We start from the raw sequence: 16,939 nt of genomic DNA on the forward strand, positions 1-16,939 counted from the left end.
AATAAATTAATAGCCATTAATTCACGGGAAAATACTCCGAACAATAAACGGGGTGAATTGCTTATCCTTGGCGTTTATTAAAATAAAAGTATTGGCACTACAATCCAGATAAAGCCAAACTGTCAAGCTATTATTACATGATTACGCATAAATACGTTATTTGTAAAATTAAAATAACTACAATAGATCGTTAGCATGGCTTATGTATTTGCCATCCGGGTAAATAACGCTACATTACAGTCATGCGCCCTCTCATACCTCGGCGAGTGGGAAGTGTTAATATGCCATAACCGTATCGTCGGTGTCTTTTTTCGACACAAAGATTGATCTTAGCCAGAGCCAGCGGGCTCATGCTTCATGATAAAAGTAAACATTCGTCACTCAAAGAGATCCTTTTCAGTCAGAGCGAACCATGCAAACAGAGCAGTCGTCACAGCGAACGGTTACACGGTTATGTATTCAATGCGGTCTTTTTTTACTTCAGCATGGGGCAGAAAGCGCGCTGGTTGACGAGCTATCCACCCGCCTCGGGCTGGCGCTTGGCATGGATAGTGTAGAAAGCGCTATCTCCTCTAACGCTATCGTCCTGACCACCATTAAAGACGGGCAATGCCTGACATCAACGCGAAAAAATCAGGATCGCGGCATTAATATGCACGTCGTGACGGAAGTGCAGCACATTGTCATTTTGGCGGAACATAAACTGCTGGATGTTAAAGGCGTAGAGAAACGCTTTAGCCAGATTAAACCACTGCGCTATCCAAGATGGCTGGTCGCCCTGATGGTCGGTTTATCCTGCGCCTGTTTTTGTAAACTCAATAACGGCGGATGGGATGGTGCGGTGATCACCTTTTTCGCCAGCATGGTGGCGATGTATATCCGCCAGATACTGGCATCCCGGCATTTGCATCCGCAAATCAATTTTTGCATCACCGCCTTTGTGGCGACCACCATTTCAGGCTTGCTGCTGACGTTGCCGACTTTTAGTAATACTCCGACTATCGCTATGGCCGCCAGCGTGCTACTGCTGGTTCCGGGCTTTCCGTTGATCAACTCCGTCGCGGATATGTTTAAGGGACACATTAATACCGGACTCGCTCGCTGGGCTATTGCCAGTCTGCTTACGTTGGCGACCTGTATTGGCGTGATCGTGTCGATGACCTTATGGGGGCTGCGCGGATGGGCGTGATCGATTTCATACTGGCGCTAATGCAGGATATGATCCTGTCGGCGATCCCGGCGCTTGGCTTTGCCATGGTATTCAATGTCCCCCATCGGGCGCTCCCATGGTGCGCATTACTCGGTGCACTCGGTCACGGCTCACGAATGGTGATGATGACCGCAGGGTTTAATATTGAATGGTCAACATTTATGGCGTCGCTGCTGGTCGGCTGCATTGGGATCCAGTGGTCGCGCTGGTATCTGGCGCATCCGAAAGTCTTCACCGTCGCGGCAGTGATCCCTATGTTTCCGGGGATCTCCGCCTACACAGCCATGATCTCAGCAGTAAAAATCGGCCATTTTGGTTACAGCGAAGTGCTGATGATTACCCTGCTGACCAACTTCCTGAAAGCCTCATCGATTGTCGGTGCGCTCTCCATCGGTCTGTCCGTGCCAGGATTATGGCTGTATCGCAAACGTCCACGCGTTTAACGGTGCACTTTCTTTAATACCGTGCAGAGAGGGGAATCTCCCCTCACCTGCTGCTCTCCTTCTTCTCTGTGTTACTATAAAAGCAGTCCCCTTCTCGGTTGTTGTTCAGTATTGAGAAACATTATGCCCTGCAAAATTTTGACGCCAGACGTCACGAGCATTGACGCCTTATTACACGATCACCACGCTGTGCTGGCCAAGTCTGCGGGTGGCGCCGTAGCCGTATTCGCTAACAATGCACCAGCGTTTTACGCGGTGACGCCTGCGAGACTGGCTGAGCTGTTGGCGCTTGAGGAGAAACTGTCACGCCCGGGAAGCGATGTGACATTGGATGATCAATTTTATGAAGAGCCGCAAACCGCTCCCGTTGCCGTGCCAATGGGGAAATTTGCGATGTACGCTGCCTGGCAGCCTGATGCCGACTTTCAGCGTCAGGCCGCTTTATGGGGCGTAGCGTTGCGAGAGCCGGTTACTGCTGAAGAACTGGCCTCATTTGTTGCCTACTGGCAGGCTGAAGGCAAAGTCTTTCACCATATTCAGTGGCAGCAAAAACTGGCGCGCAGCATTCAGATTGGACGGGCCAGCAATGGCGGAATGCCAAAGCGCGATGTGAACAGCGTCAGTGAACCTGACAGCCACATTCCACCGGGTTTTAGAGGATAACGATGAAAAACGTTGGCGACCTGATGAAACGTCTGCAAAAAATGATGCCACCTAATGTCGAGCCCGCCTTTAAAACGGGCGAGGAGCTGCTGGCATGGCAAAAAGAGCAAGGTGAAATTCGTGCCGCAGCGCTGGCCCGCGAAAACCGGGCCATGAAAATGCAGCGCACATTCAACCGTTCCGGTATCCGTCCGCTGCATCAGAACTGTTCGTTCGAAAACTATCGGGTAGAGTGCGAAGGTCAGATGAACGCCCTGAGCAAAGCCCGCCAATACGTTGAAGAGTTTGACGGCAACATCGCCAGCTTTATCTTCTCCGGCAAACCCGGCACCGGCAAAAACCATCTGGCCGCCGCCATCTGCAACGAACTGCTATTGCGCGGCAAGTCGGTACTGATCATTACCGTGGCCGATATCATGTCGGCGATGAAAGAAACGTTCAGCAATCGTGAAACCAGCGAAGAACAGCTGCTCAACGATCTGAGCAATGTGGATCTGCTGGTGATCGACGAGATCGGCATGCAGACCGAATCCCGCTATGAAAAAGTGATTATTAATCAGATTGTCGATCGCCGTTCATCCTCAAAACGTCCGACCGGCATGTTAACTAACAGCAATATGGATGAAATGAACAAGCTGCTGGGCGAGCGCGTGATGGATCGTATGCGCCTTGGCAACAGCCTGTGGGTCATTTTTAACTGGGAAAGCTACCGTAGTCGGGTCACCGGTAAAGAGTATTAACGTATTAGGACCACTCCTAAGACTGCCAGCGCTATACTGCGCTGAAAAGGCATAACACGAGTTGCATATAATGATGAAAACTACCAAACGTCTGCTGTGCTGTGCGCTTGCCGCCAGCACGCTCATCTCCACCAGCGTTTTCGCCGCCTCCTGGCAGGATTCGCTCTCCAGCGCGGCCAGTGAGCTAAGCAAACAAAGCTCCGGCTCGCAAAGCAGCTCGTCGCTCTCTTCCCTGACCAGCCTGCTGAATGGCAGCAATCAGTCGTTGACCTCCAGCAGCATGAATAACGCCGCCGGGATCCTGGAATATTGCGCGAAACAGAAGCTGGCCTCGGTCACCGACACGCAAAACGTCAAAAACCAGGTGCTGGATAAACTGGGGCTCAGTGCTCCTGAGCAGAAGCAAGACACCAACTATATGGACGGGATTCAGGGTCTGCTCAACGCCAAAGATGGTCAACAGCTGGACCTGAACACGATTGGCAACAGCTCGCTGGCGAAACAGGTTAAAACCAAGGCCTGCGATCTGGTGTTAAAACAGGGCATGAACTTCATTTCCTGACGCACGACACGCCGCGTATAACCTGCGCGGCATCTATTTATTTCCGTCAATGCATTCACATTTCAAATAAATAGTAATTCCCCACAAAAACGCGCATATCTAAACCAATTCTGAATAACAACGTAATTTAATGTCACTACAATTGCAGCAATGTAACAACGCTATTACATTGTGCTTTCCCCCTAATGATTAGCCTGCCAGGCATGTGCCCGGTTTACTGAGGATCGACCGTTGTCAGAATTAATCTCCATCACTCTGTTTCTCGCTTCAGTGCTGATTTACGCCTGGAAAGCGGGTCGCAACACCTGGTGGTTTGCCGCCACGTTATCGGTGCTGGGGATTTTTATTGTCCTGAATATCACGCTGTACGCCAGTGACTATTTCACCGGCGACGGGATCAATGATGCGGTTCTGTACACGCTGACCAACAGTCTGACCGGCGCGGGGGTTGGAAAATATATTTTGCCGGGCGTTGGGATCGCGCTGGCGCTGACGACCGTTTTTGTCGCGCTCGGTTGGATCCTGCGCCGCCGTCGCCATCACCCGCATCATGTGGGTTACAGTCTGCTGGCCCTGCTGCTGGCGCTGGCCTCCGTTGACGCCAGCCCGGCGTTTCACCAGATAACCGAACTGGTGAAGTCGCAGTCGCGCGATGGCGATCCGGATTTCCCGACGTATTATAAAGAGCCATCGAAAACCATTCCCAACCCGAAGCTGAACCTGGTGTATATCTACGGTGAGAGCCTCGAGCGCACCTATTTTAATAACGACGCGTTCCCGGATCTGACCCCGGAACTCGGCGCGTTAAAAAATGAAGGTCTGGATTTCAGCAATACCATGCAACTGCCGGGTACCGATTACACCATCGCTGGCATGGTCGCCTCCCAGTGCGGTATTCCGCTGTTTGCGCCATTTGAAGGCAACGCCTCGGCGTCGGTCTCAAGTTTCTTCCCTAACAATATCTGTCTGGGCGATATCCTGAAAAACTCCGGCTATCAGAACTACTTTGTGCAGGGTGCCAACCTGCGCTTTGCCGGCAAAGACGTGTTCCTGAAATCTCACGGCTTTGACCATCTGTACGGTGCGGAAGAGTTAAAAAGCGTGGTGGCGGACCCGGCCTATCGTAACGACTGGGGCTTCTACGACGATACCGTGCTGGACGAAGCATGGAAAAAATTCGAAGAGCTTTCGCGCTCGGGCCAGCGTTTTTCACTGTTTACCCTGACCGTGGACACCCATCATCCGGATGGATTTATCTCACGTAGCTGCAACCGTAAACGTTATGACATCGACGGGAAGGCCAACCAGTCGTTCAGCGCGGTCAGTTGCAGCCAGGAAAACATTGCCGAATTTATCAATAAAATCAAAGCATCGCCGTGGTTTAAAGATACCGTTATCGTTGTTTCTTCCGATCATCTGGCGATGAACAACACCGCATGGAAGTATCTGAACAAGCAGGATCGTAACAACCTGTTCTTCGTGCTGCGCGGCGACCAACCGCAACAGGACACGCTGGCGGTAAAACGTAATACGATGGATAACGGCGCAACGGTACTGGATATTCTCGGCGGCGATAACTTTATCGGTCTTGGCCGTAGCAGCTTGTCGAGCGAATCCGTGTCGGAAGTATTCCTGAACATTAAAGAAAAAATGCTGGCGTGGAAGCCCGATATCATTCGCCTGTGGAATTTCCCGAAAGAGATGAAAGAGTTCACCGTCGACCAGGACAAAAATATGATCTCCTTCTCCGGCAGCCATTTCCGCTTGCCGTTGCTTTTACGGGTATCGGACAAACGCGTCGAGCCGCTGCCGGAAAGCGAATACTCGGCCCCGCTGCGCTTCCAGCTGGCGGATTTCGCCCCGCGCGATAACTTTGTCTGGGTCGATCGCTGCTACAAAATGGCGCAACTGTGGGCGCCGGAGCTGGCGCTTTCTACCGACTGGTGCGTTTCACAGGGTCAGTTAGGCGGGCAGCAAATTGTGCAGCACGTCGACAAAGCCAAATGGAAAAGTAAAACCGTATTTAAAGATACGGTGATCGACATGGAGCGCTACAAAGGTAACGTCGATACGCTGAAAATTGTCGATAACGACATTCGCTACAAAGCAGATAGCTTCGTTTTCAACGTGGCGGGCGCGCCGGAAGAGGTGAAACAATTTAGCGGTATTTCACGCCCCGAATCCTGGGGACGCTGGTCCAATGCGCAGCTCAGCGAAGAAGTAACGATTGAGTACAAAGCCCCGCTACCGAAGAAATTCGATCTGGTCATTACCGCGAAAGCCTTCGGCGACAACGCTAATCGCCCTATTCCCGTGCGCGTTGGCAACGAGGAACAGACGCTGGTGTTAGGCCATGACGTCAGCACCACTACCTTACATTTTGATAACCCGGCGGATGCCGATACGCTGGTGATTGTCCCGCCCGATCCGGTTGCCACCAACGAGGGCAATATTCTCGGTCACTCACCGCGTAAGCTGGGGATCGGGATGGTTGAAATCAAAATAGTGGCTGCTCAGGGATAAAAAAACAGCGCCCAACACCACACCGGGCGCTGCATGGCAACCTTATTCCAGACCGTTCACCGCCTGGCGCATACCCTGCACCAGAATCATCTCCAGGTTGGCCGTCACCTGCCCGGCAAGCCCAGGTAACAACGTCAAATCCTCTCCCCAGTGCGCCGCATCGCCAAGCACTGCATCCACCAGTTCACGCAGCGTTAAATCATTGCCAACTCGCGGCCACAGGCTGGCATAGAGGCTTACCCACTGCTCATCATCCTGTATCGGATAGCGTTCCCCGTGACGCTCTGCGCGATAAAACGCCAGCAGCGCAGCGAGGGCAAACGTTAACCGCACTGGCCAGCGCCCATTTTGCTCACCCGCCAGCAGTTGCGGCAAAATTCGGGTGCGGAATTTAGTCATTCCGTTAAGCGCAATGGAAAGCAACTGGTGGCGAATGTAGGGGTTCTGAAAACGCCCGCTCACCGCGTCGGCAAATTCTCGCAGTTCGTCCGCCGGGAGATCCAACACCGGAATAATCTCCTCACTAATCGCCCGCTCGACAAAGCGGCAGATATCAGCATCCTGCATCGCCTCGCCAACGGTCTCCAACCCGCACAGCCACGCCACCGGCACCAGCGCCGTATGCGCGCCATTGAGAATAGCGACTTTGCGCTCTTTGTACGGTTTGATATCGCTCACTACACGGATATTCAGCGGACACTGCGCCAGCTTCAGCTCCTCAGCCAGCCACTGCGGCCCCTGGATCACAAACAGGTAAAAATGCTCCGCGGTATCGAGAAACGCATCGTGATAGCCAAGTGTAGCCTCCAGCGCTGCGGCTTCTTCGCGCGGGTAGCCGGTGACAATACGGTCAACCAGCGTGGAACAGAACGTGTTTGCCGTCTCCACCCAGTCGGCAAATGCCGGAGGAAGATGCCACTCCTGCGCATACCGCAGTACCAGGGTTTTGAGCGCCTCACCGTTATAGTCGATAAGCTCGCACGGGATAATTACCCAGCCCTTATCCACCGCGCCCTCAAAGTGGTTAAAGCGCTCCAGCAGCAGGCGCGTCAGTTTGGCCGGAAAGCTCACCGGCGGCGCATCATCCACACAGTCTGCCGCGTGATAGCTAATTCCGGCTTCGGTAGTATTTGAAAACACAAAACGGATATCCGCATTGTGCGCCAGCGCCAGATACGCCGCGAAATCCTGGTACGGGTTGATTTCGTGATTCACCGAACGGATAAGCCGCACCTCACTCACCGCCTCACCCTGCTCGTTTAGCCCGCGAATAAGCGTGGTATACAGCCCGTCCTGGGTATTCAGCGACGGCGGGAAATCGGTATTAATTGGCCGAACGATGGTCACGCCAGCGTTCAGATCAGTATGCTCGTTGAGGATATCCAGTTGCCAGTCGACAAACGCCCGCAGAAAGTTACCTTCTCCAAACTGGATCACACGCGTTGGGTAGCTGGCTCCCGGAAAATCACGTCGATTCAATGTTTTCATCCTGTTTTCCCTCTCAGAACGTGATCACGCCTTTAATCAGTTCACGGTTGTTGATCACATCCCGCTCGTAGATTTCAGCCAGTGTGGCAAACGCGTAACGGTGCGTAAGCATCATGTCAGCGGTCAATTTGCCTTCCGACATCAGGCGGCCCACTTTGGCGAAATCTTCCGGCGTGGCGTTGCGACTGCCCATCATGGTGGTCTCTTTCTTGTGGAACTCAGGGTCAGAGAACTGCAAATCGCCTTTAAACAACCCAACGAAAACGATGCTGCCGCCATGACGAATCAAATTCACCGTGTTATTCATCGCATGCTGATTCCCCGTGGCATCAATGACCTTTTGCGCCAGCGAACCGCCAAACTGGTTTCGCAGCTGCGCATCAAAATCTTCAGCGGACGGATCGATAACCGGGAGTCCCAGGCGGGAAACCACATGGTCTCGGCGCGCCGGACTGGTATCGGCGACCACCACCTGTGCGCCATCGGCTTTGGCAATCGCTGCAGCCCCCAGGCCAATCGGACCAGCGCCGACCACCAGCACCTGCTCACCCGGCGCCACCGCCGCCCGGCGTACCGCATGCGCGCTGATGGCATAAGGCTCAATCAGCGCCGCCGCCTGCGGGTCAATCCCCTGCGCATCCAGCAGGTTGGTCACCGGAACGGACAAATATTCACTGAAACCGCCATCCTGGTGCACGCCAATTACTGAAATCTTCTCGCAGCAGTTAGTGCGCCCGCTCAGGCATGCCGGACACTGCTGGCAGGCCACGTAAGGAATAACCGCCACCTGCTGACCATTTTTCAGATTCTGTATATTCTTACCCAGCCCGACAATTTCCCCACATATTTCATGCCCTAATACACGTGGGTAGCTGAAAAAAGGTTGATTGCCACCCCAGGCATGAATATCGGTACCACAAATCCCTACCGATTTAATTTTTATTAATGCTTCGCTCTCACCCGGAATAGGTATTTCGCGTTCTTTCCAGACTAATTTTTTAGGTTCCTGGCAAATCAACGTATTCATCGTAGACATGATTCTGCTCTCCTGTTTTTTGTTGCCTCAGATATCAACGAAAATAAAAAAGACGGAGAAAGCAGAAACACAATCTGTGAATCCCAGCGCATAAAAATGTTTTAAATCGGGTTTTAATAGATAAAAAGGAGAAGCCATGAGCCGTTCGCAGAACTTACGCCACAATGTGATTAACCAGATTATCGATGATATGGCGCGTGGTCATATCCCTTCCCCTCTCCCGTCGCAAAGCGCACTAGCGGAGATGTACAACATCAGCCGCACCACCGTGCGTCATATGCTGAGCCACTTAGGCGAGTGCGGCGTTCTGACCCAGGTCGGCAGCCACTATGTTATCGTGCGTAAACCCGACCATGACGACGGTTTTGCCTGCACCACCGCCTCCATGACCGAGCAAAACCGGATTTTTGAGCAGGCTTTTTTCACCATGATCAACCAGCGCCAGCTGCGTGCAGGTGAGAGCTTCTCCGAACTGCAGCTTGCCAGAGCCGCGGGCGTCAGTCCGGTAGTCGTACGGGAATATCTTTTAAAATTCGAACGTTACAACCTGATCAAAAACGAAAAACGCGGTCAGTGGAGCATGAAGCAGTTCGATCAGGCCTATGCGGAGCAGCTGTTTGAACTCAGAGAAATGCTGGAAACCCATTCCCTGCAGCATTTTCTCAATCTGCCTGACGATGACCCACGCTGGCTGCAAGCGAAAACGCTGCTGGAACGCCACCGGATCCTGCGCGACAGCATCGGCAGCAGCTTTCGTATGTTCTCGCAGTTAGACCGTGAGTTTCATGCCTTGCTGCTCTCTGCTGCCGATAATATATTTTTCAATCAATCACTTGAAATCATCTCCGTGATTTTCCACTTCCACTATCAGTGGGATGAGAGCGACCTCAAACAACGCAACATCATTGCCATCGATGAGCATATGACCATCCTCAGCGCGCTGATCTGCCGCAGCGACCTGGATGCCACCCTGGCGCTTTGTAACCATTTGAATTCAGCCAAACAATCAATGATTCGTTCCATCAACCAGAGTCATAGCGCCGCCCATTAAGTACCGATAAAAAACAGCAAATCATTACCGGGAGCACGATTTTATAAAAATAAAAACGCCTGAAAAATACCTCTTGCCTATGCTCACGCTAAGTCGACTGCATTAAAACTTTTGTGAGCGGTGATGAGCAAATTGATTCATCACCGGTATTTTTTCAATACTGCACAGTCCTGCTGTGTGAAAAATAAATTATTGAGGTTCAGGAGTCCGGCGTGGAAAAAAATAATATTACCCTCGACCCGAGTTCTTCGTTTGGCACGTCATCATCTGCGGATATTAATGTTCCGCCTGAGGGCATGGTGCAACGCAGTAGCCGAATAAAACGTATTCAGACCACGGCAATGATTTTATTATTTTTTGCTGCGGTTATTAATTACCTCGACCGCAGTTCTCTGTCGGTCGCCAACTTAACGATTCGTGAAGAACTGGGGCTGAGCGCCACGCAAATCGGCGTGCTACTGTCGGTATTCTCTCTCGCTTACGGTATTGCACAATTGCCCTGCGGCCCGCTACTGGATCGCAAAGGTCCGCGCATTATGCTGGGGCTGGGGATGTTCTTCTGGTCGCTGTTTCAGGCAATGTCTGGCATGGTACACAGCTTCACCCAGTTTGTGTTGGTGCGTATCGGGATGGGGATCGGCGAAGCGCCAATGAACCCGTGCGGCGTAAAGGTCATCAACGACTGGTTTAACATCAAAGAGCGCGGCCGCCCGATGGGATTATTCAACGCCGCCTCCACCATCGGGGTTGCCATTAGCCCGCCGATTCTGGCTGCCATGATGCTGGTAATGGGCTGGCGCTGGATGTTCATCACCATTGGCGTGCTGGGTATTTTCCTCGCCATCGGCTGGTACATGCTGTATCGCAACCGCGAGCAAATTGAGCTGAGCGCCACGGAACAAGCGTACCTGAACGCTGGTAGCGTCAATGCCCGCCGCGATCCGCTGAGCTTTGCCGAATGGCGCAGCCTGTTTCGCAACCGTACCATGTGGGGCATGATGCTGGGCTTTAGCGGCATCAACTATACCGCATGGTTATACCTGGCCTGGCTGCCGGGCTACCTGCAAACCTCCTACAACCTGGATTTAAAAAGCACCGGATTAATGGCGGCGATCCCGTTCCTGTTTGGCGCAGCCGGCATGTTGATTAACGGTTTTGTCACCGACTGGCTGGTGAAGGGCGGTATGGCGCCGATTAAGAGCCGTAAGATTTGTATAATCGCCGGGATGTTCTGCTCTGCAGCCTTCACCTTCGTTGTGCCGCAGGCCACAACGTCAATGGCCGCCGTGTTACTGATCGGTATGGCGTTGTTCTGTATCCACTTCGCCGGTACCTCGTGCTGGGGCCTGATCCACGTCGCCGTCGCCTCACGCATGACCGCTTCCGTGGGCAGTATCCAGAACTTTGCCAGCTTTATCTGCGCGTCGTTTGCGCCGATCGTCACCGGATTTATTGTTGATACCACCAACTCTTTCCGCCTGGCGCTGATCATCTGCGGCTGCGTCACCATGGTGGGGGCCCTTGCCTACATCTTCCTGGTTCGCCAGCCCATTAGCGATCCACGTAAAGATTAATCCTCCAGATGCCCGATAACACCGTGCTTATCGGGCATGTTATGCTCCTCGTATGAACATCACCTTACGCGCCACTACTCTGGCAGATACAGCCGCTCTTCCCGCCATCGAACGATCTGCGGGGCAACGTTTTTTACAGATCCCGGAACTGGCGTGGATTGCTGATGACCAGATTATATCGGCTGCTCAGCATCAGGCATTTGCCGCCACTGGCTTGAGCTGGCTGGTGCTGGCCGATGAGCATCCGGTCGGCTTTTTAGTCGCCGAAACGCTGGATTCATCGCTGTTTATTGCGGAACTGTCGCTGCATCAGGAGTGGCAGGGAAAAGGAATTGGCCGCCGATTAATTTGCTATGTTGCCGAACAGGCGTGCGAGAAAGGTTACACGTCGCTCACGCTGACCACCTTCCGCGATGTGCCGTGGAATGCGCCATGGTACGCGCGTCTGGGATTTGAAATGTTGGCTGAAGAGACGCTGCCCGCAAAGTTGCGCCAGAAAAGAGAAGAGGAAGCGGCGCATGGACTGGCATATGAATCGCGCTGCGCCATGCGCCTGATGTTGCGCTAATTGCCCGATGGCGGCTACGCCTTATCGGGCCTACGTAACATTCCCGTAGGCCAGATAAGCGATAGCACCATCCAGCAACCACATAACTTTCCCGTAGGCCGGATAAGCGATAGCGCCATCCGGCATCACAGTCTTAGAACGTTTCCCAGTTATCCCCGGCATCCGCTACCGCGGCTTTACGCGGCTGGACCGTTGAAACCGGTTTAGCGGCCGCAACGTCACGCGCGCGCTGTTGGTCATGCTGAATACGGAACACGGCAACGGCTTGAGTCAGGCGGCTGGCCTGCTCTTCCAGCGCGGCAGCGGCAGCGGCGGATTCTTCCACAAGCGAGGCGTTCTGCTGCGTCACACGATCCATCTCGGCAACGGCCAGACCAACCTGATCAATACCGCGGCTCTGTTCATCAGAAGCAGAGGCGATTTCACCCATGATATCGGTCACGCGGGTTACCGCATTGACGATCTCATCCATGGTTTCACCGGCGCTTTCAACCAGCGTTGAACCAACATCCACACGGCTGACCGAGTCTTCAATCAGGCTCTTAATCTCGCGCGCGGCCTGCGCACTACGCTGGGCCAGGTTACGCACTTCACCCGCAACCACCGCAAATCCACGGCCCTGCTCGCCCGCACGTGCGGCTTCTACCGCGGCGTTGAGTGCCAGAATATTGGTCTGGAAGGCAATGCCGTCGATGACGCTAATAATGTCGGCGATCTTCTGCGAACTGGAAGCGATATCACGCATGGTTTGCACCACGTTGTCCACCACTTTGCCGCCTTTCTGCGCGGTTTCCGACGCACTCAGCGCCAGATGGCTGGCCTGACGCGCGTTTTCGGCGTTCTGCTTCACGGTTGCCGTCAGCTGTTCCATGCTGGCTGCGGTTTCTTCCAGAGAGGCCGCCTGCTGTTCGGTACGGGAGGAGAGATCGTTATTGCCCATCGCAATCTCGCTGGCCCCGCTGTAAATTGCGTTGGCGCCGTTACGCACGTCACCCACGGTATTCATCAGCTCACCCTGCATGTGACGCAGGCTTTCCGCCAGTTGCCCAATCTCGTTGGAACCTTCCACCTCAATACGCTTCACCAAATCGCCGCTGGCGATATGACGAATGCTGTCGATCAGACGGTTCATTGGGGAGATAAGGGTCAGTTTGATACCAAACCACACCGCAATAATCGCCGCCAGTACGGTAATAAGCACGCAGATCAGCACCCACATCGCCTGGCTGTAAGAACTGTTGTTATCTTCCACCGCGATGTCATACAGGCGATCGTTCTGCTGCATGTAACTCATATACTGCTTCTCAAAGCCATCCTGATAGCTCTGCGTCGGTTGATCAAAGAACGCGTTGATCTTCCCGTCACCCAGTAACTGGATCAGCTCCGCCAGCGCACCGTGATAGATGTCATAGGTGCGGTTGATCTCCTGGAAAGCGGCTTCGCTTTGGCGCGGATCGCGCGGGAGCGACTCGTAAATCGCCCAGTTTTTTTCCGTCAGCTTCAGCGCCGTACTCGCCACCTGCATCAGCTCGGCAACGGTCGCGCCGCTGCCGATATTGCTCTGATCCATCATGTAGCGAATGCCCGCCCGGTTCAGGGTATTACGCGTTTGCAGCAGCTCAACCCAGGTGGCGTTCAGCGCAGACTGTTGCTGGCGAATGGTTTGCAGAACGGTAAAGTTCTCTTTGTCATTCTTAAGTGAGTTAAAAAACAAGCCGCCCGAGGCGAGCTGTAAAAGGCCAAATAGAGCCAATACCAGCAGTAAGCTGGTAACAATCTTCATACGTTTTAACATGTTTTCTCTTTCCGCTAGACAGATGTCAGAATTTTCGGCCTGGAAAGGGAAAACTTTATGGATATCGTTCGAAAAGCCGGTGTTCTGGCAATATCTCTCGCTGAAAAAAGCAGCAAACACACTCGGCACATACCACGCAAAAGTTGCCGTAGTGGCTTCCCCACCTTTTCAGAGGGCTTTTCATTTATACGCACTTCGATTACCAATGGAAGTCCTGTCACCCGCCTCTAAAACAAGGAAGTCCCTTTGTGAAAAAGAAATTTTTCGATTTATTATCTAATGCTGCTCCCTTCTTACTGCTGGGAGGCATTTTAGGATTAATGACCCCCATAGTGCCAAAGCTCCTTATCCCGGAGATTTCAGGCATCTTAATGGAGAGCATCGCACCTAAAAGCATCATGTTTCTGCTCATTATAGATGCGTTATTTACTGTAATTTTACTCAGGCTATGTGGTGTATTCGATTCAAAAAAAGAAAAATCTGCTTTTGTCTATGAAAGATTTTTATTTAAATTCAATGAATTGGGAAAATCCATTACCGCAGCCACGTTTGGTACACTTTTCGGGCTTACGCTGGCAATGCTTCCCTATAGCGAATTTCGCATGGCGGGAGTCGGCCTATATTTTTCTGCGATGTTGATCGTGATATGGGCCCTATTTGACTTCCTGAGCCACATGAGTAAAAACGCGGTTGGCAAAACTGAACGATGTACCTTTTATACCGTGGTTATCGCCATTTTCGCCTACTACCTCTACCTTATAGCCACTCAAATACAGGCGTCCACTCCCGCCGTGTGAACCTCACACCGGTAATTATGTGATTTTAATCACATAATTACCGGTCTACACCCCATATTAAAACCGCTCACTGACACTTGGGACCGCTTAAGCTGACATACAACCGCTCACTTATTTACCTTACTTTACGCGCGTAATTCTCTGGCAAGATCCCCCCAACATAGCAGTCAAATAACCTCCTCAAACACAAGATCAAACCCACGCGGCTTCGGCCAATTATTAATTAGATACCAGGTTTTACTATGGATACGAAAAAGATATTCAAGCACATACCCTGGGTGATTCTCGGAATCATCGGTGCATTCTGCCTCTCGGTAGTGGCATTACGTCGGGGTGAGCACATCAGTGCCCTGTGGATCGTGGTCGCCTCAGTTTCTGTTTATCTGGTGGCTTATCGTTACTACAGTTTGTACATCGCCCAAAAGGTGATGAAACTTGACCCGACGCGCGCCACGCCGGCGGTCATCAATAATGATGGTCTGAACTACGTTCCAACCAACCGTAACGTGTTGTTTGGTCACCACTTTGCTGCTATCGCAGGTGCAGGTCCGCTGGTTGGGCCGGTACTGGCCGCGCAGATGGGCTACCTGCCTGGTACGCTGTGGTTGCTGGCGGGCGTAGTGTTGGCCGGTGCGGTACAGGACTTCATGGTGCTGTTTATCTCTTCTCGCCGTAACGGCGCATCTCTGGGTGAGATGATCAAAGAAGAGATGGGCCCGGTGCCGGGAACCATTGCGCTGTTCGGCTGCTTCTTAATCATGATCATCATCCTCGCGGTACTGGCGTTGATCGTGGTGAAAGCACTGGCTGAAAGCCCGTGGGGTGTGTTCACCGTCTGCTCAACCGTACCTATCGCGCTGTTCATGGGGATCTACATGCGATTCCTGCGCCCAGGACGCGTGGGCGAAGTGTCGGTGATTGGTATTGTGTTGCTGGTTGCCTCCATCTACTTCGGCGGCGTGATTGCGCACGACCCGTACTGGGGCCCGGCGCTGACCTTTAAAGACACCACCATTACCTTCACCCTGATCGGTTACGCGTTTATCTCCGCGCTGCTGCCGGTATGGCTGATCCTTGCCCCGCGCGACTATCTGGCTACCTTCCTGAAAATCGGCGTTATCGTCGGTCTGGCGGTGGGGATTGTTATTCTCAACCCGGAACTGAAAATGCCGGCGATGACCCAGTACGTTGATGGTACTGGCCCGCTGTGGAAAGGCGCTCTGTTCCCGTTCCTGTTCATCACCATCGCGTGTGGTGCGGTATCTGGCTTCCACGCGCTGATCGCTTCCGGTACTACACCGAAGCTGCTGGCCTGTGAAACCGACGCGCGTTTCATTGGTTACGGCGCGATGCTGATGGAATCCTTCGTGGCGATTATGGCGCTGGTTGCTGCGTCCATCATCGAACCGGGTCTGTACTTCGCAATGAACACCCCGCCTGCTGGCCTTGGCATCACCATGCCGAACCTGCATGAAATGAGCGGTGAGAACGCCCCGCTGATTATGGCGCAGTTGAAAGACGTTACCGCACACGCAGCGGCAACCGTCAGCTCCTGGGGCTTTGTGATTTCACCTGAGCAGATCCTGCAAACCGCGAAAGACATCGGCGAGCCGTCTGTTCTGAACCGCGCAGGTGGCGCACCGACGCTGGCCGTTGGTATCGCCCACGTGTTCCATAAAGTGCTGCCGATGGCTGACATGGGCTTCTGGTACCACTTCGGTATCCTGTTCGAAGCGCTGTTCATCCTGACCGCACTGGACGCCGGTACCCGTTCTGGCCGCTTTATGCTGCAAGATTTACTGGGTAACTTCGTTCCGTTCCTGAAGAAAACCGACTCTCTGGTTGCGGGTATCATTGGTACTGCGGGCTGCGTAGGCCTGTGGGGTTACCTGCTGTATCAAGGTGTTGTTGACCCGCTGGGCGGCGTTAAGAGCCTGTGGCCGCTGTTCGGTATCTCTAACCAGATGCTGGCTGCCGTGGCGCTGGTTCTCGGCACCGTGGTGCTGGTTAAAATGCAACGCACCAAATACATCTGGGTTACCGTGGTTCCGGCAGTATGGCTGCTTATCTGCACCACCTGGGCGCTGGGTCTGAAACTGTTCAGCACCAACCCGCAGATGGAAGGCTTCTTCTTCATGGCGAATCAGTACAAAGAGAAGATTGCTAACGGCGGCGAACTGACCGCACAGCAGATTGCCAATATGAACCATATCGTCATCAACAACTACACCAACGCAGGCCTGAGTATTCTGTTCCTGGTGGTGGTGTACAGCATCATTTTCTACGGGTTCCGTACCTGGCAGAAAGCCCGTACCATCAACGGTCGCTCTGATAAAGAGACACCGTATGTACCGGTGCCGGAAGGCGGCGTGAAAACCTCTTCACATCATTAAGCCGTAATTGCCGGATGGCGCTGCGCTTATCTGGCCTACAAAATGTGCAGTATGTAGGCCGGATAAGGCGCAAGCCGCCATCCGGCTTTATTCATT

General features: G+C 53.0%; 14 protein-coding genes. 11 read left to right on the forward strand and 3 right to left on the reverse strand.

The features are described 5' to 3' along the window. Positions 1–412: 412 nt before the first annotated feature. From SK34_RS19705 to opgB, 6 genes are all read left to right on the forward strand, one after another. Positions 413–1,189, forward strand: a complete 777-nt coding sequence (locus SK34_RS19705; RefSeq protein ID WP_003019122.1) for a threonine/serine exporter family protein — start codon at positions 413–415, stop codon at positions 1,187–1,189. Then, positions 1,180–1,653, forward strand: coding sequence for a threonine/serine exporter (locus SK34_RS19710; protein ID WP_003019127.1), 474 nt, complete (start codon positions 1,180–1,182; stop codon positions 1,651–1,653). Before SK34_RS19705 ends, SK34_RS19710 begins: the two co-directional genes overlap by 10 nt. A 123-nt stretch (positions 1,654–1,776) precedes the next feature. Further along, on the forward strand, positions 1,777–2,316 hold the full coding sequence (dnaT, locus tag SK34_RS19715) for a primosomal protein DnaT (RefSeq protein WP_003019130.1): 540 nt from the start codon (positions 1,777–1,779) through the stop codon (positions 2,314–2,316). Positions 2,317–2,318: 2 nt separating this feature from the next. Next, positions 2,319–3,056 carry a replicative helicase loader DnaC gene (dnaC, locus tag SK34_RS19720; protein WP_003019133.1) on the forward strand — a complete coding sequence of 246 codons (738 nt, stop codon included), beginning with the start codon at positions 2,319–2,321 and terminating at the stop codon, positions 3,054–3,056. 70 nt (positions 3,057–3,126) lie between these two features. Continuing rightward, a complete protein-coding gene (locus SK34_RS19725) occupies positions 3,127–3,618 on the forward strand; it encodes a YjjA family protein (protein ID WP_003830016.1) in 492 nt (163 codons plus the stop codon). Between the two features lie 231 nt (positions 3,619–3,849). After that, positions 3,850–6,141 carry a phosphatidylglycerol--membrane-oligosaccharide glycerophosphotransferase gene (opgB, locus tag SK34_RS19730; RefSeq protein WP_048233953.1) on the forward strand — a complete coding sequence of 764 codons (2,292 nt, stop codon included), beginning with the start codon at positions 3,850–3,852 and terminating at the stop codon, positions 6,139–6,141. A 42-nt stretch (positions 6,142–6,183) separates the two neighbouring features. Here the strand turns inward: opgB and SK34_RS19735 are convergent, their stop codons facing one another. Both SK34_RS19735 and SK34_RS19740 read right to left on the reverse strand, forming a co-directional pair. Next, a complete protein-coding gene (locus SK34_RS19735) occupies positions 6,184–7,629 on the reverse strand; it encodes a tagaturonate reductase (protein WP_048233954.1) in 1,446 nt (481 codons plus the stop codon). 13 nt (positions 7,630–7,642) lie between these two features. Beyond that, positions 7,643–8,665 carry a zinc-binding alcohol dehydrogenase family protein gene (locus SK34_RS19740; RefSeq protein WP_048233956.1) on the reverse strand — a complete coding sequence of 341 codons (1,023 nt, stop codon included), beginning with the start codon at positions 8,663–8,665 and terminating at the stop codon, positions 7,643–7,645. 136 nt (positions 8,666–8,801) lie between these two features. On the opposite strand from SK34_RS19740, the gene SK34_RS19745 reads away from it, so the two are divergent. The 3 genes from SK34_RS19745 to SK34_RS19755 all read left to right on the forward strand — a co-directional run bounded on the left by SK34_RS19745 (position 8,802) and on the right by SK34_RS19755 (position 11,858). Further along, positions 8,802–9,716: a GntR family transcriptional regulator gene (locus tag SK34_RS19745; protein ID WP_003019148.1), complete on the forward strand. Its 915-nt coding sequence runs from the start codon at positions 8,802–8,804 to the stop codon at positions 9,714–9,716. Positions 9,717–9,928: 212 nt separating this feature from the next. Continuing rightward, a complete protein-coding gene (locus SK34_RS19750) occupies positions 9,929–11,290 on the forward strand; it encodes an MFS transporter (RefSeq protein WP_003845612.1) in 1,362 nt (453 codons plus the stop codon). Between the two features lie 52 nt (positions 11,291–11,342). Beyond that, on the forward strand, positions 11,343–11,858 hold the full coding sequence (locus SK34_RS19755; protein WP_003837225.1) for a GNAT family N-acetyltransferase: 516 nt from the start codon (positions 11,343–11,345) through the stop codon (positions 11,856–11,858). Between the two features lie 133 nt (positions 11,859–11,991). Here SK34_RS19755 and tsr read toward each other — a convergent pair whose 3' ends face one another. Continuing rightward, positions 11,992–13,653 carry a methyl-accepting chemotaxis protein gene (gene tsr / locus SK34_RS19760; protein WP_003837223.1) on the reverse strand — a complete coding sequence of 554 codons (1,662 nt, stop codon included), beginning with the start codon at positions 13,651–13,653 and terminating at the stop codon, positions 11,992–11,994. A 248-nt stretch (positions 13,654–13,901) separates the two neighbouring features. Between tsr and SK34_RS19765 the strand changes: the two genes are divergently transcribed. Both SK34_RS19765 and btsT read left to right on the forward strand, forming a co-directional pair. Continuing rightward, on the forward strand, positions 13,902–14,450 hold the full coding sequence (locus SK34_RS19765; protein ID WP_048233957.1) for a hypothetical protein: 549 nt from the start codon (positions 13,902–13,904) through the stop codon (positions 14,448–14,450). Positions 14,451–14,692: 242 nt separating this feature from the next. Then, the gene (gene btsT / locus SK34_RS19770; protein WP_003845609.1) at positions 14,693–16,843 is read left to right on the forward strand and encodes a pyruvate/proton symporter BtsT; all 2,151 of its coding nucleotides are present in this window, start codon (positions 14,693–14,695) and stop codon (positions 16,841–16,843) included. Positions 16,844–16,939: the final 96 nt, after the last annotated feature.

The organism is Citrobacter sp. MGH104, from assembly GCF_001034485.1.
Taxonomy (GTDB): Bacteria; Pseudomonadota; Gammaproteobacteria; order Enterobacterales; family Enterobacteriaceae; genus Citrobacter; species Citrobacter freundii.